We start from the raw sequence: 18,631 nt of genomic DNA on the forward strand, positions 1-18,631 counted from the left end.
CCGGAAGACCATCCGCCGGGAAATCGATCAGGCCAAGGCGACACCTCGTAAAGCTGGATGTCGCCTTACGGCTCCTGTGAACTGTCCTTCAACAACGTAGCCCTTGAGTGCGACAGGCCCGGTCTTGGGAAGCAGGAACAGGGGAAACAGGACCGGGAAGAGGGCGTAGAACAGCACGGTCAGCACGAGGTTCAGGAGCGGGACCCACTTCATCGCGTTGCTCGCAATCGAGCCATAGGTCCGCTCGGTCTGAATGTCGGCGCGGGTCTGGGCGTAGACGTCGACATTGCCCGCGCCGCTGGTGCCTGACATCGAATGCATGGCCTGGCTCATCGCGTTGATGGTCAGCGTCTGCTTGAAGATTTCGGTCGCGTTGGCCGAGACGCCGGTGAGGTACTGATAGGCCACCGGCAGGTCGGCAAAGAGCTTCGCCTTGGCGAGCGCGGCCGTCTGGTTGGGGTAAAGCTGACGGCCAAACACCGATCCCATCGCATCGACGAGGCCAGCCCACTGCGCATTGAGCGTGTCATAGGCCTCGCGGCAGGTCACGATGTTCGAACTCACCTGGCCTGAAATGGCATCCCGGGTCAGGAACCGCTGCGCGCGCGCCTGACTGCCCGGCGCGATCGTCGCCCAGATGTCGCCGGTTTCCGCCAGCTCCTTCATCGAGTAGCGGCCGAGCAGGACGTCGTAGAACACGCATTGCCGGAAATGCTCGTCGAGATTGGCAGCAAACTCCGGATCGGAAATCCGCAAGGACCGGGTCGCATCGTAGAGCCGCGCGCCGTAGATCATCCCGTTTTTCGAATAGTTGAGATCACCGGGCAGGCCAAACACCACTTCTGCCGAGCCCGTCAGATAGTCGCCGACCTGGCTGGTAAAGCTCGCCATCAACGCAAGACCCAACGGCACGTTGCTGACATTGGCCGGGGCAAGGCTCGGGTTGAGCCGGTCGGTCACATGGACATCGAGCCGCGGCACCATGAGGCAGGAGTAAATGAGCGTTGCGCCTAGGAACCAGTTGATCCAGGCGCGCCAGTCCTGATTGAACGCAAGGGTGAGGGCGGACAGGCCAAGCCCCATTACCATCACCACCTGGAGCAGGCTCTTGTAGCCCCCGTTGCCGGTCCAGGCGGCGACCGCCTGGAAGACGTTGACCAAATAGTCCCCGCCGCCGACCGTGAAAATCTCGACCATATCTGTTGTCCCGCCTGGATGTGGTTGGTCCGGTCAGTGGGTGAGGGCGCGGCTCTGGACGCCGCGCGACCAGTCCAGCGATGCGGCCATTCCGGGCGACATCGAGGCAGCCAGCACGTTCTCGATGAACGCCGTCTTCTCAACGATCTGCAGCACAGCATTGACCTTGAGATGCGTGTTGACCTGCCGGTCAGCGAGCGCCTGACGCACGACATTGACCTGATTCTGCCACATCGCGATCTTGGCTTCGTCCGCCCCGATGAAGCTCGACATCGAGCGGCCCGCCTCGCTGACGATCCTGTCGAGCACGGCAAACAGCAGGTCGACACTGGCGATCTCGGCCAGGGTCTCCCGGTCGTCGGTCGGCATGCCCCGGCCATAGGCCGCCTGGACGGTCAGGATCTTGTAGAGCGGGATGGACGCGACTTGCAGCAGTTCCTTCTGCTCTTCGCTGATCGCGGTGTCGTCCCGGATGGCCTGAACCATCCCGCCGATGAGCGCAGCCACGCGCGGCCGCAGCGCTTTCGATGCCGGCAGGCTCAGCGACTTGAAGCCCGGGTTGAGGCACTTTTCCGGCTCATCGCAGTCAAAGATAAGGACGTTGCCATTCGCCGTGCCATCCAGCAGCGAAGTCACGAGGGTGGACGAGGCTTCGCCGACGATTGGCACGAACTTGCCCGGCTCATCGTCCTTTGGGGGCACGTATATTATCGTGCCGAGCAGCGTCATCGCATATTCGGCGAGCTCTTCGTCGAACCGGCCGCCTGGCGAGAAGAACGCCGACTTCTTCAGGATCGTCCAGGTGTAGTTTCGCGGCACCCCGGGATTGACGTCGTCATACTTGCCCGAGCCTTGCGCGGTCGTGCTCGATCGCTGCCCCCGGGTGCCGCACCCATGCTTGGCCGCGGCATAGTCGGTGAAGATCCCTTCGGAGTTGCCGATCGCTTCGCAGATCGCCTTGTCGGCAAGGTCGCCCTTCGGCCAGATCCCGCCCACCAGACCCTGCGCCATTTCGCAGGAGTTGATGTTGAGGTTGTTCATGAGCTGAGCCTTCTGGCTGAACTCCTGCATGATCTTCGAGCATTCCGGGCAGACCGTGTCGATCGCCAGGCTGAAGGCAAAACCGACAGCGTTGTTCGCGACTGCCTTCAGCATCGCGACGATCTCGCTCGCGTTGATGAAGCTGAAGGACCCGGCAAAGATGTCGATGCCGCCGCAACCGGCGCGGGCGCGCGGCAGCTGCAGATTGGCGATGTTGGTCGTCTTCTGCGGGAACCGCGTCCAGACATTGCCGAGGCTGTAATAGCCGGCCGACTGCCCCTGGAACGCGGTAGGTCCGTTGACGTTGGCAGCGCCCCCGACGTCGTTAAGAAACGAGTCCATCGAACTGCCGACGTCGGCCGATGCGCCAGATAGCGGGAGGGTGAGGGGAAGGGTGGCTGCAAGGATCGCAGCGACGGCTCTTTTTATCCTAATAGTCACGTCCAGCTTCCTTCGATGTGAGGAGGTAAATCCGGTCCTGCAGCTCGTCGGCGCTCATGACGCCGTAGCCGATCGGGATGGGGCGGCCGGTCTGCGCGTCCCAGAGCACGACCGCTGGCGTGATCTTGGGCTCGAGCCCCATGCGGCTGCGCTGGTTGGTCTCGACCGTGTAGTTCGGGAAATGCCGCGACGGGCCGCCATCGGTCGAAATCGCGCGCACCGCGATATGCCAGGTCGAGGCAACGCTCTGCACGATCGGCGACATGACTTCGCAAGCGCCGCAGCTCTGGGCGAAGAAGTAGAAGAGCCCGTAACGCTCGGAAAGCTGGGCCATCGCGGCGTTGCGTTCCGCGCTTCGCGAATCCTGCCACTGGCGCTTGCCAAGCGTCGAGACCGGGCGCTGCAGCGTGTAGTCGAGCTCGGGATCCTGCCAGATCGCCCGCTGCCAGACGTCGCTGAAGAGCGACGCGCGGTCGAGCTGGGCGCGCTGGAAGCGGATATAGGCCGTTACATTCGCTGGCGTCGGCTCGAGGATCGCCTTGGCCTTCAGTTCGCGCAAGGTCGCCGTGATCGCATCAAGTTGGCTGGTCGCGCTGGCCGCAGGCGCTGGCGAGGGCGAATTCTGCTCCGGCGTCTTGGGCCGCTCGCAGTAGAACCAGTATCCGAGCCGCCGCTCCTCGCAATAGAAGCTATCCTGGCGCTCGGCCGATTGTGCGCTGGGAGGCGCATCGGTCCGGCTTGCGACCGGCTGGGCGGTCGCCGGAGAAAGCTGGCAAACGGAATTGGCAATCGCACAGGCGGCAAGCAGCCGCCACGCGACCTTACTGGCGGGTGCGGGCATAGTAGTCCTCGATCTTCTGTTGGATGTCCTGGGTTGCCTGCAGCTCGTCAGGCAGGCGGGCGGCGTCGGTGAACTCGGCATAGACCTCGCTGAAATCCATTTTCGAGAGGTCGAGCCGAGCAAACTCGTCGATGGTGAAGCCCTGGCATTGCTCGGTCTTCGGCTTGCCCCAGGGCTTGTTCAGCTGCTGGCGACCCTGTTCCTGCAGGATCCGCGAGAGCTTGGATTCAAAGCAGCAGTAGACCTTGCGCTTGGTCAGGCACACGCCAAGGAAGGAGGACGAGCAATATGTGCCGACGTAGGCGCACAGACCCTGCGCATCCTTCTGATGCAGCAGCATCTCCTCGCGGCTGCAGCCCAGCGCCACGAGCAGCTGGATGCCGGGGATAAGCGGGAAACCCTTGCCCTTGCAGCAGTTGAGCACGCCGAAGACTTTGGACGAGCAGCTTTCCCGGGTCCCCTTGAACAAAGTGAGATTGTCCGGATCGAATTCGCGGCGCGCCTGGTTCATCGCGTTCAAGGCGACGGCCGCGTCCTTGAACTCGTCGTTGGCCTCGCGCTGGATGGTCTCGCACGAGCCATCGATGCAGTAGACGTCGCCGTCGCAGATGAACTGGTTGGTGTTCGCAGGCTGGTCTGGAACGGGGCAATCATAGACCCGCTCCCAGGTGCGGCAGGGCTCGCCCGCGAGGCAGTCTTCGCGCACCAGCTTGCAGCCCGGAGTGGCTTCAAGTGTCTGGCAGTCCTGTGCCTCGGTGAACTGCGCGCAGCTGTAATTGCGGCTCCACGCCCAGCACGGCTGCGTCACGGCGATGCCATCGACGATGCGGGTCACCGGATCGCTGTCCGTGCACGTCTCGGTGTCCTGCTGGCACGAGGTATCAGCCGCCAGACCAGCACACTGGCTTTCATCGCGCGTGGTCGTGACGACGTTCTCGCCTGTCACCGTATAGGGCGTCGCGCCATCGACCGGCGACGTGCAACTGACGAGATCAACCCTCAGATCGCCCGAGGTACAGCCCCAGTAGATCCCGAAATAAGGATCGCAAAGGTTGATCGGATAGGACTGCGTGACAGTGCATTGCGGCGCGGGGTAGCGGTTGCAATTGTAGACCGAAGCCGGGTCCACACCGCTGCCACCAACACAGTAGTAGCCGTAGACCTGCCGCTGTTCGACACGCGCGGTCAACGTCACGGGGCAGGTCCGCGTTTCCTGTGTCGCCGTATAGCCAACATTGCAGGTCGCCATGTAGCGCGCCGCAGTTCCGCTGGCCGGCGGCAAGGGCACGCAGCGTCCCTGTGAGCCGCCGATGGCCATTCCGCTCGTATAGGCGAGCGGGTCATCGCTGATCACATTGCTGCGCGCGATCGTTGCATCGAGATCCTGCGGCGCAAACCGGGCGCGCCGGTCCATCGAATCCCGCATGGCCTTGTAGCCGGTGTTGGTCGTCGCCTGGCTCGCCGCTTCGCGGCTCATCCGGTCAGGATCGTCGAAGTAACCCGACTGGCTCGGCGTGCCGCCGAAATTGGGGATACGGTTTGCATCCGGGTTCGTCGTTGCCGCGCTTTGCGCCGCGGCTGTCTTGTCCCGCCCGAAAGCCTTGCCGTCGGCCTTCGACGCATCGGTTGTAGTCTGGGCGTAGAGCGGGCCGGCGAGGGCGAGAAGAAGCGCGCCCACGCCAGCGAGAGAGATGACTGGTCGTTTCATGGAACCTGCCTTTCAAGACGGGCGAGGTGCTGGGCGGCGAGCAAAGCGCCGGGCCCGCCGCCGCGCGCGAAGGTCTCGAGCGCGTAAGCTGCGCTGACATTGCCGCTCATCCGGTCGTGCGGCGGAACTTGCGTCCGGCAGTCGAACCCGTCGCACAGATCGAAGTCGCTGCTGGTGACGACGTAGGTGGGCACCGCCTCGATCCCGAAGGCGCGGAACAGTCGCGGGTCGATGCCGACGCCGTCCAGTTGCTCGCCGGGCTTGGCAACTTTGGCCAATGCCGCCGTGAGAGCCTTGGCGCTGTTGCCGGGCAGCCCGCGCAAGGCAACAACACCGCCAGCCTTGGTCACGTCGTCGATCATCGCACGCAGCGCTGCAGGCGGCATCGATAGCGAAGCAAAGGCGATGAACCTCGGCGCCTCGCCCATGCCTTCGCTGGTCATGGCGCCGGCATCGGCCACCATCCGGTCAAAATCGAACGTGCTGGCCTCACCAGGCTTCGCGTTCGCTGCAGCCTCACGGTTGTAGCGGCGGGCGTGCGCCTCGGCCTCGTCGGAGCTGGTCCTCGCTTCCCGCGCGAGGGCTTCGGCTCTGGCGCGGGCATCGGCGGACAGCGCGTCGGCATCGCCGGCGCCCGCACTGGCCCGAGCCCGAATAGCGGCCAGATCAAGGTCCGGTTCGGCCGTCTGCGCCGAGGCGCCAGCCAAAGCAGCAAGGCTGGAAAGCGACGCGACTACAAGAAGGTGAGGAAGTTTGTTCATAGCGCGCAGCAATTCCGCTTGCGCCAGACCAGGTAGCCCATGTCCTCGCCAATGGCGGGATAGACCTGGCCTGCCGACATGAAGGTGGTGGAGGCACCAATGGGCGCGCAGGCGTAGCGGCCCTTGGTCTGCGGATTGGGATTGGTGGCCTGGAAGCGGTACTGCTGCTTGCGCATCACCGGCATCAAGTACTTGCCGCAAAGCCCTTTGCTGCCCATCGTCCCCCAAGCGACGAGCTCGCGGTGGAGCTTGTAGGAGAAGCGGGCGAGCGCGAGCCGCGATGCCTGCACATGGCCGATCGTTGCCGAGACATTGCCGTTGAGCGGATACATCGTGCCCTGGCAGCCCGCGCACCAGAACAGCTCGTCAGTCGGCAGCTTGGCCGTTGCCGCCACGCAGTCCGCTGCACATGCGGCAAGCGCCAAGGGATTGGCGAAGAGGACCGCCTCGGGATTGATGATCGCGGTTAGCTCGCTGTCCTGCCACAGCGGATCAATCTCGGTGATGTAGAGGATGTCGATCGAGCCGGACTCGAGGCACAGGAAATCGGCGACGATCTCCATCCAGTAGATCAGCGGATAGGCATACCAGTGGACATGCCACTGCGAGTTGTACTGGGTGTTGCCGCCAACCGCCGATGGCCCCGCCATCGACTTGAAGCCGATGTCGAATCCCGGATCGAGCTTCATCCCGCCGAGATTGACGAAGCACCATGGCTTCATGCTGACGTCGGCAAGCCGGACCGGCTCCCAGAACCCCATGGCGATGCCGGGCCGCAAACCGCAGAGGCAAACAGGGAGAGCCGGGTTGCTCGGATCGGGACGGCTCGACGGCCATATCTTCAGGCCACCGATCGAGATCGGAAACAGGCACGACCAGCAGATGTCCGTGATCGGATTGACGAACTTGCCAGTGCAGCGCCCGGGGCCGGCCGCAGCCTGGGCAGGAGCACTGGACACGACGCTCAGGCTGGTGAGCAGAAGTGCTCCGCAAAGCCATGACAGAAGGCGTTTTTTCTTGCTCATGACGGCGCACGCTCCTTGAGAGGCACGGGCTGTTCGGTGATGACGAGCGCGCGGCCCTGCTGCTCGACGGTTGCGGGCACCGCGCGAATGCCGAAGTGTTTCACCAGCGTGCCGCCCTGATCGAAGTAGAAGCGCCGCTGACGGGCTTTCATGAGTTCGAGCGGGGCACCGGCTACGAGGATGAGCTTCGCCTTTGTGCTGGCATAGCGGCGGGTGGCCCAAGCGAGCTGTGCCGGGTCGTCGCCATCGAGAAAGACGAGGGGAGCCCGGAGCGGCACGGTATCGAGCGGATTGACCCGCGTGCCTGCGGCAATGATGAGCCGGCCCTTGTCGTCGGCAATATCGCGCTCGACGGTGATCGTCGGATCGAAGCGCCAGCTGCGCAGCGCCGAGGCGATGGTAACGCTAGCAACAGGCTCTGGCCGGTTGACCCGGGCGATGGTCCGCCGCTTCAGCTCTTCGTTGAGGCGGGCCGTTTCTCCGGTCTTCTCAAGCTGGGTGAGCCTGGCATGGATCTGCTGAAGCAGGTCCGGTTCAATGACCGGCCATACCGCGCCGTGCTGGCCGTAATCGCGGGCCATTGCCTGTGGTGCGATGGCCAGCGCCAGCGCAGTGGCGCAAACGGGAAAAGTGAGGAGCCTCACAGGATCGGCCTCCCGACCCCGAGAATGCGCTGGCCACAGATCCAACCGATCGCGGCATAGCGGCTGTCGAAGCCATCCATGTGTTCGCTGGTGACGAAATAGCAGCCTTGCGGCACGCGCCCCGTAGGTCCAAGCGCCAGCGGTTCGCCAAAGCGGCTCTCAAGCTTGGCCTTGGCCACGGCCTCACCGTTGACGAAGTAGATCCGGTTTTGCTCGGTGATGATGTCGCCCGGAACACCGCTCACACGCTTGCCGAACGGCTTGGGCTTCGCCCCGAAATGCTTGACCAACAAAGGCGAGGTGGGCGGTTCGAACAGGATGATGTCCCCGCGATGCACGGGTGCCCCTCGCGTGACCCAGATGGCCCAGTAGGGCAGGCTGGGGCTCACATTGATCATGAGCGCATGGCCCTGCGCGAAGGCGGCAAGCGAGGAGAGCGCCAGTGCCCCGGCGCCGAGCACGCCCCAAAGCACGAGCCGGCGCGCCGATGCTGAGCGGATCAAGAGATCAGCGGGCAGCATCGGGAAGGGCTCCCATGCGGCGCACGACGTCGGCACGCACAGACCCGGTCAGGTCCGGCGTGCTCCCGGCGACCACTGCTTCGGCAACCAGAACTGTCCGGCCTTCGCGGCCGAGCTTCTGTACCGAGGCTTCCACGGCCTTGAGGTAGGCCTGGACGCGCAGTCTGGTTTCTTCAGGCGGCCGACCGGCACGCGCTTCGGCTTCGATGAAGTCGCCCATGATCCGGCTCAGCTGGACCGTGACGACCTCGCGTTTTTCCAGGGTGAGCAGCTTGTCCGTCGCCCAGACACCCCACAGAACCTGACTGACCATGCCAGCGCCGACCACGACAGCGGTGAGATTGATCGCTGAAAGCCGCCCCCGCAGGCTCGATGTTGCCAGAATGTTCTTCACAGCTTTTCTCCCGAGAGTTCGCGGTCGAGGTCGCGGATGAAGCGCGGCATGCGCCACACGACGACGAGCGTCGCGAGACCGATCAGAACGAACTTGCACTGGCCGAGGAAGGTCACGCGCCGTGCGAGGTCGGCCGCCAGGAAGCGGTCACCGAGATTGGCGACATGGGCGAAGAAGGCATCGGGATTGCCGCCCGACAACAGCAGGAAGAACAGCAGCGGCAGGCCCAGTGCCATCAGGTAGGATGAGCCGAGAAACAGGCAGCCGCGAAGCAGGATGTAGCAGCCATCGGCCATGCGCGAGCGCAAGGTCTGGACTGGCTGGCTGACGGGCTGTTCGTCTTCGGACGGGTCGGTCCGGTCGAAGGGGGTGACGAGGTGGAGAGGCATGGAGATAGGGATCCTTTGGTGATGGGGTGTCAGCGGGTGGGATGAGCGATGCGCTCGATGGCATCGGCGAGCTGGTGCCCGCGCGCGATCTCGGCATCGATGGCGGCAAAGGTCTGGGGCGAACTCGAGAAGAGCGTTGCCGAATAGTCATCGAGCACGAGCCGCCCGATCGCCTCGGTCTCCGGCCCCTTGATGAACACCTCGGAATAGTCGCTCCCGGAGCGCTTGAGACTGCGGATCAGCGTCTCGGTGCGATCGTCCATATCGAGGCGCTTGCTCGCCTTGAAATCGGCGATCGTCTCCGGCTTCTGCTGGAGGATCAGCATCCAGTCGCTGTTCTCGAGCGCCGCCGTTGCCCCGTCGGACTTGTAGTAGTCGTTGAGCGACTGGGTAGCGGTCGCCAGCGCGCCGCCATACTTGCGGCAGGTGCGGGCGTAGGTTTCGACGAATTCACCCATCGAACCGCCCTTGAGCATCGACCAGGCTTCATCGATCAGCAGAAGCTTGCGCAGCGACCTTGGGCTTCGCGTCATGGATTGGCTGGTCATGAACATGATGGCTGAGAGGACGACGCTGCGCAGATCCTCCCGGCTCGCAAGGTCGGACATCTCGAAGACCGTGAAGTCCGCATCGAGGTCGAGGCTTGCCTGGCCTTCAAAGAAGGCACCGTAAGTTCCGCCCGCCATGTAGGGGGCAAGCGCGGTTGCGATATCTGCCGCAGTGTCATGGCCGAGACTAGCCAGCATCTCGCCGACGGTCGTGACCGTGGCAGCCGCGCCGTGCTGCGCCCAGACGAGGTTGACCGCCCGGTCGATCAATCCGCGTTCGGTATCCGTCAGCTTCGCGCTGTGGCGAGCCATTTGCCCGACGATGGCCTTGATCATCCCGAAGCAGTCGAGGCGGTAGTCCTCGTCTTCCGCGGCGCGGGTGGCATCGATCATCGAGAACGGGTTGAGGCAGAAGCCCGCAGCAATCGTGAACTCGACAAAGCGACCGCCCTGCAGCTTGACCGAGTGCTCGAAGCTGCGGCCATCGTCGATCACGACAACCTGTGCGCCGGCGCCGCGCAGCGCGGCGCACATCTCCTGGAGCAGCACCGACTTCCCCGATCCCGACTTGCCGCAGATCGCAACATTGTGGTTGCCGGCCTCGTTCTCGAACGGCGACCAGAAGAAGGGCTGGCCCCGCCGTCCGACGAACAGCAGGTGGGGGTGGGCGCTGCCGAGATACTCGCCCTGCATGGGCGCGATGTTGGCTGCGGTCGTCGATAGCACGGTCTTGAACCGCTTCAGCCGTTCCATATCGGCGCCGAGCCCGTCAGCCAGGGTGAGCGGCATCGCGGCGAGCAATCCCTGGATCTGGAGGTAGCGCTCGTCCGTAAGGTCCCAGCCCGCCGCCTTGTAGATCGATTTGATCGCGCGTTCGTGGCGGTCGCCCTGGCCCAGTGGCGAATAGGTCGTCACACCGTAGAAGACCCGCACGAGACGGCGGCCTTCCTGGAGCTCGGCCTGAACATGCTGCCACTCGGCGGCCTGTTCGCCGATCCGAGGCAGGAACCGCGCGCTGCGGGTCCCGGCGAGGCTGGTCGTCCGCATGAACTTGAATCCGGCCTTCGCCGATGCAGCCTCCTGGTCCGGATAGACGAGACACAGCATGGTTGCGGCGGGGCAGGGGAAGCGCAGCTTGTCGGTGAACAGGTCGCCGATCAGCCGCGCGCATTCCCACGGGGCCCAGCGCGATGGCATGTTGCGTACGGCAAAATGCCGGACATCGAAGGCATCGGGATAGACGGTCCCGATCTCGGGCACGCCGTCATTGACCTTGCCAGTGGGGCGGAAACGCTCGGTCACGAGTCGCATGCGATCTTCAGCTACCACCAGTTCGATGTCGTGGCGGATCGCCTGGGAGGCGATTGGATCATTCGGGTTGTAGGGCACCGCATCGTCCTGCGGGGCGGTGGTGGGAGAAGTTAGATCATCGATGACAGCGATGAGCGCTTCCGGCCCGACTTCGACCACGCCGAGATTGAGCGACTTGAGCATCGCCACCAGGCCATCGCGGGTCTGCTTGAGATCCTCATTGCTGACCGACTTGGAGGTCGGCACCCCGACCGAGACGATCACCTGGTGATGCCGCGCATGGAAGGGCGCGTCCGCCGAGCCGGACTCCCATACGAGCGAATAGAGCCGCCGCGCCCGGTGCCGGGCAATTGCCTCGTACACGCCGCCCTGGATGTAGCGTGGGGCGAACCACGGGGCGATGATCCTGCTGATGCGCGGGCTTGCAAGGTGGAGTACCTGAAGGCAAGCGCCTGCTGGCAGTCCTTCCGAGAAGAACTGTCCCAGGATTTCCCCGGTGCGCTCGTCGGCTCCGATCAGCGGCGTAACCGAAAGGACAAAGCCCTTCGAGCGTGCGTTGAAGTAAAGGCGGGTTGCCGGATCGTAGACCCGGTAGGGGAGCCAGTCGGAGAGCATGTCGACCATGAGCTGCGGGCGGGCATTGTCGGCGTGCTCGGCATCACCCAGCAATCCGCTGAGCAGCCGATCGACGACGGTCTTGAGTTGTTCGGCCATCACTTGGGCTCCTTCGGCTGGGAGGTGCTGACGATCGGCTGTTCGCCGGATCTGACTGCCGGGCGGATTGCAGCTTTCGCGGCTTCAATCGCCGCTGCGCTCGGGAAAAGCGGAGCGCTCTGCCCCGCCTCAGGCCGAGGGGCTCGATCACGAAGGCGAGGCGACGTGTCGAACCCCTCGACCGCCGGTGCCTTGGCACCGGCAACGGCCTCGCGCGCCGTGGAGGGGAGGACCAGCGGCGAGGCATCTGAAGTTTCGTTGAAGGGACTGGGGGCATCGGCGCCCGAGCTGCCGCCAGCCTGACCCGCGTCGTCGCGTGCAGACGAGAAGGGCGACGCCTCATCAGGTGCGTTCGGGTCTCCCTCCGCGCCGTCCGGTGCAGGGGCTCTCTGAGCGGCTTTCAGCTGCCGACGGACCTGGCGCATCAGGGATCCGCCCTGGTCCTCACCCGCCTTGCGGCGCAGCTCGGTGGCCCAGCGCGGATTTTCGACGACGGTCCAGGCGACCGCTTCGTCATGCAGCGTTCCAGCTTCATCGACATGAGCGGGGAAGACGACGCGCAAGGTGCGTTCCGCTGTGCGGCTGGTGTCGGCATCCACGACGCCTGACTTCTGCCGCGCGTCAGCATGGAGCAGCGTGCCGTTCGACAGATTGTCCGTCGCCTTGGCATCGATGACGTGAGCCGGTGCGCAGTCGCCCTTCGGCGCGCGGCAGGTGAAATCGCCCTCGACGTTGGTGCCGAACGTGGCGCAGCCACTGGCAAGACCGGCCAGACAGGCGCAGGCAAGGAGACGTGTCGGAAAACGCATGGGTCTATCCTTTGGGAGCAGGGGTGGGGGCCCGGTTGGGGCCAGCGCGCAGGAAGTCCCGGAGCACGGCGGCAGGCCGAAAGCCTTCGAGAACAGCGCCATCGGCGGGGCGCACGATCACAGGTGTGCCGCCAAAGCCGTGGGCGCGCGCGAAGGCCTCGTTGGCATCGAGCCCGCTTGTGTCGCAGGGTTTGGGATTGGCGAGCGCCAGACCCGAATAGGCCATATGCAGCGCCAGCTCAGGCCGTGGCGAGCACAGAACCCGTTCAGCATCGCGCCGGCTTTCGGCCCCGAAGATCGAGATCGGCCGCTCTTCAACCCGCGCTCCGATCGCCTTCAATTCGGCCTCGAGCTTCTTGCAATAGCCGCAGTGGAAGTCCGAAAAGACGACGACACGCGGACCATCGGCCGGCCCCCAGGTGATCGCGCCTTTGGCGGGAAGATTGCTGAGCGGGACATGTCGCGGTGCCGCGTTTCGATCTGAAGCTGCGGCTGCGCTCGGACCGCCTTCCGATTGCGTCTCGGGATTGCTGCGCCGCGCTGCCCCTGCTGCCAGCAGGTCCGGATTGAGGGCAAGCAACCGGGCAGCCGTCAGATCCTGACGGGCTTCCATGTCGTAGACCCGGCCGATCACCAGATACTTTGCGGCCCGGTCGACGTAGAAGAGCGTCGATTTGGACGCGACCTCGCACAGGCCGCCAAGGCCCTTGCAGTTGATCGCGTCGATCGGCGTCTTGGGCAGGCGCAGCTTGAGCGCCTCTCGAACTTTCGCCGTGTCTGGAGCGGCAGCAGGGGCTGCAAGGCTTGCCACACCCCATCCCGTCGCGGCCGACACGGCGATGATCGCCGTCAGTCCGGCGCTGGCACGCAACCAGCGGCGCCGACGATTGTCCTGCTCGAGGAGAGTATTTTCGATCATTGGGAGTTCCTCACGTAGACGCCGTCGAGAAACACGATCTCGACATCGATGCCGGTCGGCATCTCGACGACGGGTTGGTACTGTTCGGCGCGCTCGATCAGGTATTTGCTGACCGTGTCGGCAGCGTCGGCGGCGCCTTGGCCAAGCCCGCCACCGAGAATGTCGCCGGCTGAGAGCTTGGAGCGACTGCCGTCGGGGTTGGTCGTGACGCCGGAAAAGACGCTGTTGGCATTGGCCGAGAAGCCGCGCCCGAAGCCGCCGACGATCCCGGCCAGCAGGGCCTGGCTGACGAGGCTGCCTTCGCGGCTTACGACGCGGCCGCGGACCCCGGACTTGCCAGCGAAGCTGATGAAGCCTTTGACCTCGCTCACTGCGACCCTGCCGCCAGGCTGATCGCAGGTCATCCGGGCGAGCTTCACATAGACCTTCTCACTGCTGAGATCCCCGCGTGCCGCGCCGTTGACGACGCAGCCCTGGATCCGGGTGGTCAGAACCTTTCCGTTCTGCATGACCGAACGAGCAGGGCCGGTAATCCGAAGCACCACAGGCAGCGGATCGGTCTGGCTGGCGACACCTGCCGAGGCATCGACGCCGACGATTACGCGTGCCGGCGCGTAGGAGTTGGGCGGCAGATAATCGGGCGAATCCTCGACGACGACCGGTGGCGCATCGGGCCGGCCCACTCTCAGACCACTGGTCCCTGCCTTGTCGGAGCTGAAGCTCATCAGCTTCACCTCGCCGGGCGAAGGGATCATGCCGCCCTGCGGATCACCGGCTGCGGCGCCGGTACCGGTTTGAGGTGACCGGGCCCTTGCGTCATAGCCGCCTGCCTGCGGCCCATAAGCCGGTGGCGGTACAGCCGGTGCCGGTGATGCAGGCTGCGCGGCAAGCCGGGTCTTGAGCTCGGCGTTCTCTGCCGAGATAGCATCGATCGCAGCCTGTCCATCGACACGCATGGCCTGGTTTTCGGCTTTGAGTGCCGCCAGCTGCGCTTCGATCTCGCTTCGCGGGATGCTGCCGTCTTTCAGCGCCTTCTGTTCGCGCGTGACTGCATCCAGCCGGTTGCCATAGGTCGCGACGAACTCGCGCTGGGACAGGTCGCGGTTGACCAGGCCTGCCGTGTCGATCGTCTGCGCCGCATTGGGATCGCCGGTCTTGGCCTTGTCGTCGCCGCCAAGGATGAACCAGCTTCCGCCGATGAGGGCGAGTGCTCCCAGCGACCCCAGCAGCAGCTTCTGACGGCGCGCGGTGCGGGCGTTGAGCCCGGAAAGTTCGGACGATGCCGCGCTCTCGGCCTGCAAAGGGGCAGTGCTTGGCGTATGGGTTGCATCAGTCATGGCCGGTCTCCCCGCTTGCGCCGACAACAAAGGCCGTGGTGCTGGCCCCGGGTTCGAGCTTTGGCTCGGCGATCGAGACGGCGAGCGTGTCGCGTGGTGCGAGATCGCGTTCGGCGAGCGTCACGCTCTTCGATCCGCGATTGTGGATGCGGACGACTTTGCCGGTGAGGCTGGCGCCGCGATAATCGGCGATGAGCTGGAGCTCGAGATCGCCGACCCGAGCGGGCATTGCGGTAGCCTGGTGGACCTCGAAGCCATCGACCGAACGGTCATTGGCCATCGCCTGGATGAGCCGGACGGCGCTTGTCTCGAGTGGGGTCTGGCTTTCCCAATCCGCCGCCCGGTTCTTCGCGATGGCGGGGTTGGTGATGAAGACCTGGGTCGCCGGAATTTGCTCAACCCGGCACGCGACCTTGTAGACGAAGCCCTTCTTCGTGGTGGTGAAAAAGCTGATCGACCGTGCCGCGTACGTTTCCGGCACCGACACATAGATGTCGCCGCGCACCGGCTCGTTAGTCACTGCAAAGTCGTTGTAGGGTGTGCCGGTCGAGATCTTCGAGACGCTGGCGAACTGGTCGTCGACCAATGCGAAGCGGGTCAGCTCTCGCGCTGAAACGCTGCACTCGATTCCGGCGCCGTCAGCCGTTTGCTTGAACTGGTCGGCGGCATGAGCGGGGGATGCTGCGGTGAGCAGAGCGGCCGCGCTCAGAAATAGACCCCGTGTATGGGTCCCTTTTCGGTAAGCCATCACTGGGCCTCCTTCGATTTGTCCTGTGGGGGGAGCTGGGCGAACCCGGAGAGCGCGAGGCGCAGGCCGCGGTAAGTCCAGCTGAAGCGGAAACGGCGCTCGTCGCTGGCAATCACCTGCGCGCCGACGAAGGTCTTAAGCGTGCCGGTCACATCCGATGTCAGACCCTTGGGATCGACAGTCATCGACCGGATCACGAATGCCTGGGTGACATCCGAGCCCCGCTGCTCTTCGACGATCCGGACGAGTTCGGCCTTGAGGCGGCCATAGCTTCCGGGATCTGCCAGCTTCAGGATCTCGTTCATCCAGTAATCGAGGCCCTCGGGGCTGCGATTGAGGAGAACAAGGGCGGCATCGCGGGTGACGAGCTCGAGATAGTCGGCCTCGACCCCGGCACTGCTCACCGTGAGCTGTTTGGGAACGGTCGGAACCAGCACCACTTCGCGGTCGCGGGTGGCAGCAAGGCTACCGGCGATGACCATTGCGAGGCCTAGGCCAGCGCTAGTGAGCGCAAAGAGGTTGCGCTGGCGCAGCAGCGATTGCTGGCGTTCGTGAGAAATGTCGGAATACATGAAAGTGCCCCTCAACCGGCGAGTAGTCGGCAGTGAGAAGGCGGCGTTGCCTTGAGGCCCAGAAATCCTGCAGGCAGATACCAGTATGCGGCGTGGGCTACCCAGGAGCTGGCGCGTCCTGCTTTTGCCTTTCGCAATGCGAACCAGGCGCCGAAGGCGACTATAATGCCGATAAAGATATGCTGGGTGAGGATCCCCCAGGTGAAGGGGGCCAACATTCCCGCGAACTCGTCGATGGTCCAAAAGCCGATAAGCTCCGGGTCATCGAGCCGCCGAGGAATGATGTATGGGTCTGCCATGGCGACGCCGCCTTCCCTTGCCGCGCTCAGATGACCGCGGTCACGACCGAGGTGACGATCGGAACACCCGTGCCGACACCGATGCCGACACCCACCGGAACGGCGACCTGGCCGAGCGAAAAACGCCCGGATGCCAGACCGATTAGGCCGCCAGCGAGGCTGAGAACCGTGATGATCTTGCCGCCCGAGCCTTCCAGAAAGTCCGTGAACTTCGTGAGGGCAGGGGTGAAGGTCGTGTCAGCGCCGGCATAGGCGGCGCTCGCCGCAAGCGCCGCGATTGCGACCGGGATGGCAATGTTGAGGGTCTTGCCGAGACCCTTGACGCTGGCGCGCCTGGGGAGGGTGAGAGACTGCATGTGAAGCTCCGGTTGGAGGGGTGGTCACAGCGTTCTTGCGTTCGCTGTGTGTTCCACATGCATCTAGGAAATGGTCGTAGGAAAGTGTTCATCGGCAATACCGCCTGGAGGTGGAAGGATGCGGACGCATCTTTTCCAGTCCAGCGCTTGAATTCGACGATAATGACGTAAATTCGGTCTTTTTGTGTCGGTAAAAGCCGTCACGGCAGCCGGTATTTGGCGACGAATCGGATAGAGGAACTGATTCGCCTCTAAACGAGATGTTCCGTTTATGTTCTTTTCGTTTTCCTACATGGGATGCTTCGCGTTATGCCTGCGAGTCGCACCAGTGCAGAACCTAGGAGACAACCATGCACCATCCAACCGCCGCCGCCAGACCGGCCAATGAAAGCCTGGCACGCGTGCTCGCTCATGCGATCGATGTCGGCGGCAAACCCCGCCATAGGATTGCTAGTGAATGCGGAATGCACCGCGAGACCCTGCTTCGCGTTGCGCGCGGCGAGCGGCCTATCGGGCTCGACGAAGCGGCACTTGTGCTCGCCGCCTGTGGAGCGCACCCTCGCGCGACCATGATCCTTGCTCTTGCCGGGCAGGAAGACCTCGCCTGCGAGTGGATGCATGGCGAGATGGGCGAATTTCTCGAAGAGTTTTTCACTAGCCTTCCAGTCCATCTTCAGCGGACCCTCGGGCGACGGATCGAGGATCTCCGGCCGCGGTGGGCCAACGGCACCTCACAGTTCGTGGCGCGGATGCTAGCCAAGCACATCGATGATTTTGTGGGCCGCGACATCGCGATGGCGCTGTCGCGGTAAATCCCAAAGTTCGGAGGGGACCGAACCCAAGCGAATGAGATCAGCAATGTCGCTTTCTAATCAGGACACATCGAATACCCCTCAGCTTGCCGCAGCTGTGCCCGCCCGGTTTCTCCGCCTTCCGGAGGTCATCGCGCGGGTCGGGCTGCGCCGCTCCGCCATATATCAACGTATGAGCGAGGGGCGGTTCCCACGGTCGCGATCGCTAGGGCCGAAATGTGTCGTGTGGGTCGAAGCGGAAATCGACGACTGGATGCACGAGATCGTATCAAGCTGATTTTTATTCATTGCGGGAAGCGCGGATTGCGACCCAAAGCCCGTCCCTCACTACTTATCCGTTGAACGCAGGGTATTGACGGATGCTACTGACAGCCCCGGTCAAAACGGACATTTTGCAACACACAACGACCTTGGCTGCTCGGTTCCGGGCGAGGGCAGCGACACGAGCGCGGCTGACCGGGTCGCCGAGCAAATCCGCAAGGATGGCGGCAAGGCCTGCGCCAATCACGACAGCGTTGCCACCAGCGAAGGCGTCCGGCGGATTGTCGAGGCCGCGCTTGAGCGGTTCGGCAGGGTCGATGCGCTTGTCAACAGCGCCGGCACCATGCGCTTCGGTCCGTTCGAAGAGATGGAGCCTGCCGATTTTGCGGCGGTGATCGAAACCCATCTTGTCGGAAGTTTCAACATTGCCAGCGCGGTCTGGCCGCACATGAAGGTGCAGGGTCACGGCCGGATCTTGCTTACCGCATCTGCCGCCGGCGTTTTCGGCAACCGGCAGATGGCATCCTATGCCGCCGCCAAGTCCGGCGTCGTCGGCCTGTCCAACGTTCTTGCCCTTGAAGGAGAGCCGCACGGCATCGCGTGCAACGCGCTGCTGCCTACCGCGGTGAGCAAGATGGCGGACTTTGTCGGCGGCACCGCTATGTCCGCGCCGCCAATCCGCTCGCCGAATGCCTCGCCCGCTACATGGAACCGGAATATGCCGCCGGCCTTGCCGTCTGGCTTGCCAGTTCGGCCTGCACGAGCAACGGGGCGGCCTATTCGTCGGTGGGCGCAAGGGGTGCCCGGCTTCTTTTCGGTGTGAACAAGGGCTGGCGTCGCGCCGATGGTCTTCCCGTCACGCCCGAAGACATGTCGCCGAACATTGCCGCAATCGACGAGGCACCTCCCGGCTTCCGCGCACCGCGCGGGGTGCAGCAGGAATTCGCGATCGTCCTGGCCGACGTGTAGCGGCCACTCGGGCC

General features: G+C 64.1%; 20 protein-coding genes and 2 pseudogenes. 4 read left to right on the forward strand and 18 right to left on the reverse strand.

Annotated features, from left to right (window positions below):
- Positions 1–93 precede the first annotated feature (93 nt).
- The 18 genes and pseudogenes from C0V72_RS08965 to C0V72_RS09050 form a co-directional block, all read right to left on the reverse strand.
- Positions 94–1,197, reverse strand: a pseudogene (locus C0V72_RS08965) (conjugal transfer protein TraG N-terminal domain-containing protein); the annotation flags it as partial.
- Positions 1,198–1,230: 33 nt separating this feature from the next.
- Positions 1,231–2,667 carry a conjugal transfer protein TraH gene (locus C0V72_RS08970; protein ID WP_101793853.1) on the reverse strand — a complete coding sequence of 479 codons (1,437 nt, stop codon included), beginning with the start codon at positions 2,665–2,667 and terminating at the stop codon, positions 1,231–1,233.
- 1 nt (position 2,668) lies between these two features.
- Positions 2,669–3,520, reverse strand: coding sequence for a conjugal transfer protein TraF (locus C0V72_RS08975; RefSeq protein WP_101793800.1), 852 nt, complete (start codon positions 3,518–3,520; stop codon positions 2,669–2,671).
- Positions 3,501–5,228, reverse strand: coding sequence for a conjugal transfer protein TraN (locus tag C0V72_RS08980; RefSeq protein ID WP_101793801.1), 1,728 nt, complete (start codon positions 5,226–5,228; stop codon positions 3,501–3,503). The genes C0V72_RS08975 and C0V72_RS08980 overlap by 20 nt, the downstream gene beginning before the upstream one ends.
- Positions 5,225–6,001, reverse strand: a complete 777-nt coding sequence (gene trbC / locus C0V72_RS08985; protein WP_233999865.1) for a type-F conjugative transfer system pilin assembly protein TrbC — start codon at positions 5,999–6,001, stop codon at positions 5,225–5,227. The genes C0V72_RS08980 and trbC overlap by 4 nt, the downstream gene beginning before the upstream one ends.
- Complete coding sequence (gene traU, locus C0V72_RS08990) at positions 5,986–7,014, reverse strand: conjugal transfer pilus assembly protein TraU (protein WP_101793803.1); 1,029 nt, start codon at positions 7,012–7,014, stop codon at positions 5,986–5,988. Before traU ends, trbC begins: the two co-directional genes overlap by 16 nt.
- A complete protein-coding gene (traW, locus tag C0V72_RS08995) occupies positions 7,011–7,658 on the reverse strand; it encodes a type-F conjugative transfer system protein TraW (protein ID WP_199797784.1) in 648 nt (215 codons plus the stop codon). The genes traU and traW overlap by 4 nt, the downstream gene beginning before the upstream one ends.
- On the reverse strand, positions 7,655–8,179 hold the full coding sequence (locus tag C0V72_RS09000) for a S26 family signal peptidase (RefSeq protein WP_101793804.1): 525 nt from the start codon (positions 8,177–8,179) through the stop codon (positions 7,655–7,657). Before C0V72_RS09000 ends, traW begins: the two co-directional genes overlap by 4 nt.
- Positions 8,166–8,573 (reverse strand): type-F conjugative transfer system protein TrbI, encoded by a 408-nt coding sequence (locus C0V72_RS09005; RefSeq protein WP_101793805.1) that lies wholly within the window; start codon positions 8,571–8,573, stop codon positions 8,166–8,168. The genes C0V72_RS09000 and C0V72_RS09005 overlap by 14 nt, the downstream gene beginning before the upstream one ends.
- On the reverse strand, positions 8,570–8,962 hold the full coding sequence (locus C0V72_RS09010) for a hypothetical protein (protein ID WP_073974249.1): 393 nt from the start codon (positions 8,960–8,962) through the stop codon (positions 8,570–8,572). Before C0V72_RS09010 ends, C0V72_RS09005 begins: the two co-directional genes overlap by 4 nt.
- Positions 8,963–8,991: 29 nt before the next feature.
- Complete coding sequence (gene traC / locus C0V72_RS09015; protein ID WP_101793806.1) at positions 8,992–11,535, reverse strand: type IV secretion system protein TraC; 2,544 nt, start codon at positions 11,533–11,535, stop codon at positions 8,992–8,994.
- Positions 11,535–12,344, reverse strand: coding sequence for a conjugal transfer protein TraV (locus C0V72_RS09020; RefSeq protein ID WP_101793807.1), 810 nt, complete (start codon positions 12,342–12,344; stop codon positions 11,535–11,537). Before C0V72_RS09020 ends, traC begins: the two co-directional genes overlap by 1 nt.
- A 4-nt stretch (positions 12,345–12,348) precedes the next feature.
- The gene (locus C0V72_RS09025; protein ID WP_101793808.1) at positions 12,349–13,263 is read right to left on the reverse strand and encodes a DsbC family protein; all 915 of its coding nucleotides are present in this window, start codon (positions 13,261–13,263) and stop codon (positions 12,349–12,351) included.
- On the reverse strand, positions 13,260–14,600 hold the full coding sequence (locus C0V72_RS09030; RefSeq protein ID WP_101793809.1) for a TrbI/VirB10 family protein: 1,341 nt from the start codon (positions 14,598–14,600) through the stop codon (positions 13,260–13,262). The genes C0V72_RS09025 and C0V72_RS09030 overlap by 4 nt, the downstream gene beginning before the upstream one ends.
- Positions 14,593–15,348 (reverse strand): type-F conjugative transfer system secretin TraK, encoded by a 756-nt coding sequence (locus C0V72_RS09035; RefSeq protein WP_101793810.1) that lies wholly within the window; start codon positions 15,346–15,348, stop codon positions 14,593–14,595. The genes C0V72_RS09030 and C0V72_RS09035 overlap by 8 nt, the downstream gene beginning before the upstream one ends.
- Entirely contained in the window at positions 15,348–15,920 is a 573-nt protein-coding gene (locus C0V72_RS09040) for a type IV conjugative transfer system protein TraE (protein WP_101793811.1), read from the reverse strand. Before C0V72_RS09040 ends, C0V72_RS09035 begins: the two co-directional genes overlap by 1 nt.
- 11 nt (positions 15,921–15,931) lie before the next feature.
- Positions 15,932–16,219 carry a type IV conjugative transfer system protein TraL gene (gene traL / locus C0V72_RS09045; protein ID WP_020819170.1) on the reverse strand — a complete coding sequence of 96 codons (288 nt, stop codon included), beginning with the start codon at positions 16,217–16,219 and terminating at the stop codon, positions 15,932–15,934.
- Between the two features lie 26 nt (positions 16,220–16,245).
- The gene (locus C0V72_RS09050; RefSeq protein WP_011445803.1) at positions 16,246–16,575 is read right to left on the reverse strand and encodes a hypothetical protein; all 330 of its coding nucleotides are present in this window, start codon (positions 16,573–16,575) and stop codon (positions 16,246–16,248) included.
- A 350-nt stretch (positions 16,576–16,925) separates the two neighbouring features.
- Here C0V72_RS09050 and C0V72_RS09055 point away from each other — a divergent pair, with 350 nt between their 5' ends.
- The 4 genes and pseudogenes from C0V72_RS09055 to C0V72_RS16605 all read left to right on the forward strand — a co-directional run bounded on the left by C0V72_RS09055 (position 16,926) and on the right by C0V72_RS16605 (position 18,617).
- Positions 16,926–17,387, forward strand: a complete 462-nt coding sequence (locus C0V72_RS09055; RefSeq protein WP_101793812.1) for a transcriptional regulator — start codon at positions 16,926–16,928, stop codon at positions 17,385–17,387.
- A gap of 46 nt (positions 17,388–17,433) precedes the next feature.
- Positions 17,434–17,664 carry an AlpA family transcriptional regulator gene (locus C0V72_RS09060; protein WP_101793813.1) on the forward strand — a complete coding sequence of 77 codons (231 nt, stop codon included), beginning with the start codon at positions 17,434–17,436 and terminating at the stop codon, positions 17,662–17,664.
- Positions 17,665–17,739: 75 nt separating this feature from the next.
- Positions 17,740–18,228: pseudogene (locus tag C0V72_RS16810) on the forward strand (SDR family NAD(P)-dependent oxidoreductase); the annotation flags it as partial.
- Between the two features lie 20 nt (positions 18,229–18,248).
- Positions 18,249–18,617, forward strand: a complete 369-nt coding sequence (locus tag C0V72_RS16605) for a hypothetical protein (protein ID WP_233999868.1) — start codon at positions 18,249–18,251, stop codon at positions 18,615–18,617.
- Positions 18,618–18,631: the final 14 nt, after the last annotated feature.

The sequence above is a fragment of the Porphyrobacter sp. TH134 genome, from assembly GCF_002855495.1.
Classification (GTDB): Bacteria; Pseudomonadota; Alphaproteobacteria; order Sphingomonadales; family Sphingomonadaceae; genus Erythrobacter.

Excerpts from the sequence above, each read along its gene's own strand:
- C0V72_RS08975 (WP_101793800.1), bottom strand. The coding sequence starts at position 3,520 with ATGCCCGCACCCGCCAGTAAGGTCGCGTGGCGGCTGCTTGCCGCCTGT.
- C0V72_RS08980 (WP_101793801.1), bottom strand. The coding sequence starts at position 5,228 with ATGAAACGACCAGTCATCTCTCTCGCTGGCGTGGGCGCGCTTCTTCTC.
- traU (WP_101793803.1), bottom strand. The coding sequence starts at position 7,014 with ATGAGCAAGAAAAAACGCCTTCTGTCATGGCTTTGCGGAGCACTTCTG.
- C0V72_RS09000 (WP_101793804.1), bottom strand. The coding sequence starts at position 8,179 with ATGCTGCCCGCTGATCTCTTGATCCGCTCAGCATCGGCGCGCCGGCTC.
- C0V72_RS09010 (WP_073974249.1), bottom strand. The coding sequence starts at position 8,962 with ATGCCTCTCCACCTCGTCACCCCCTTCGACCGGACCGACCCGTCCGAA.
- traC (WP_101793806.1), bottom strand. The coding sequence starts at position 11,535 with ATGGCCGAACAACTCAAGACCGTCGTCGATCGGCTGCTCAGCGGATTG.
- C0V72_RS09020 (WP_101793807.1), bottom strand. The coding sequence starts at position 12,344 with ATGCGTTTTCCGACACGTCTCCTTGCCTGCGCCTGTCTGGCCGGTCTT.
- C0V72_RS09025 (WP_101793808.1), bottom strand. The coding sequence starts at position 13,263 with ATGATCGAAAATACTCTCCTCGAGCAGGACAATCGTCGGCGCCGCTGG.
- C0V72_RS09030 (WP_101793809.1), bottom strand. The coding sequence starts at position 14,600 with ATGACTGATGCAACCCATACGCCAAGCACTGCCCCTTTGCAGGCCGAG.
- C0V72_RS09035 (WP_101793810.1), bottom strand. The coding sequence starts at position 15,348 with ATGGCTTACCGAAAAGGGACCCATACACGGGGTCTATTTCTGAGCGCG.
- C0V72_RS09040 (WP_101793811.1), bottom strand. The coding sequence starts at position 15,920 with ATGTATTCCGACATTTCTCACGAACGCCAGCAATCGCTGCTGCGCCAG.
- traL (WP_020819170.1), bottom strand. The coding sequence starts at position 16,219 with ATGGCAGACCCATACATCATTCCTCGGCGGCTCGATGACCCGGAGCTT.
- C0V72_RS09050 (WP_011445803.1), bottom strand. The coding sequence starts at position 16,575 with ATGCAGTCTCTCACCCTCCCCAGGCGCGCCAGCGTCAAGGGTCTCGGC.
- C0V72_RS09055 (WP_101793812.1), top strand. The coding sequence starts at position 16,926 with ATGCACCATCCAACCGCCGCCGCCAGACCGGCCAATGAAAGCCTGGCA.
- C0V72_RS09060 (WP_101793813.1), top strand. The coding sequence starts at position 17,434 with ATGTCGCTTTCTAATCAGGACACATCGAATACCCCTCAGCTTGCCGCA.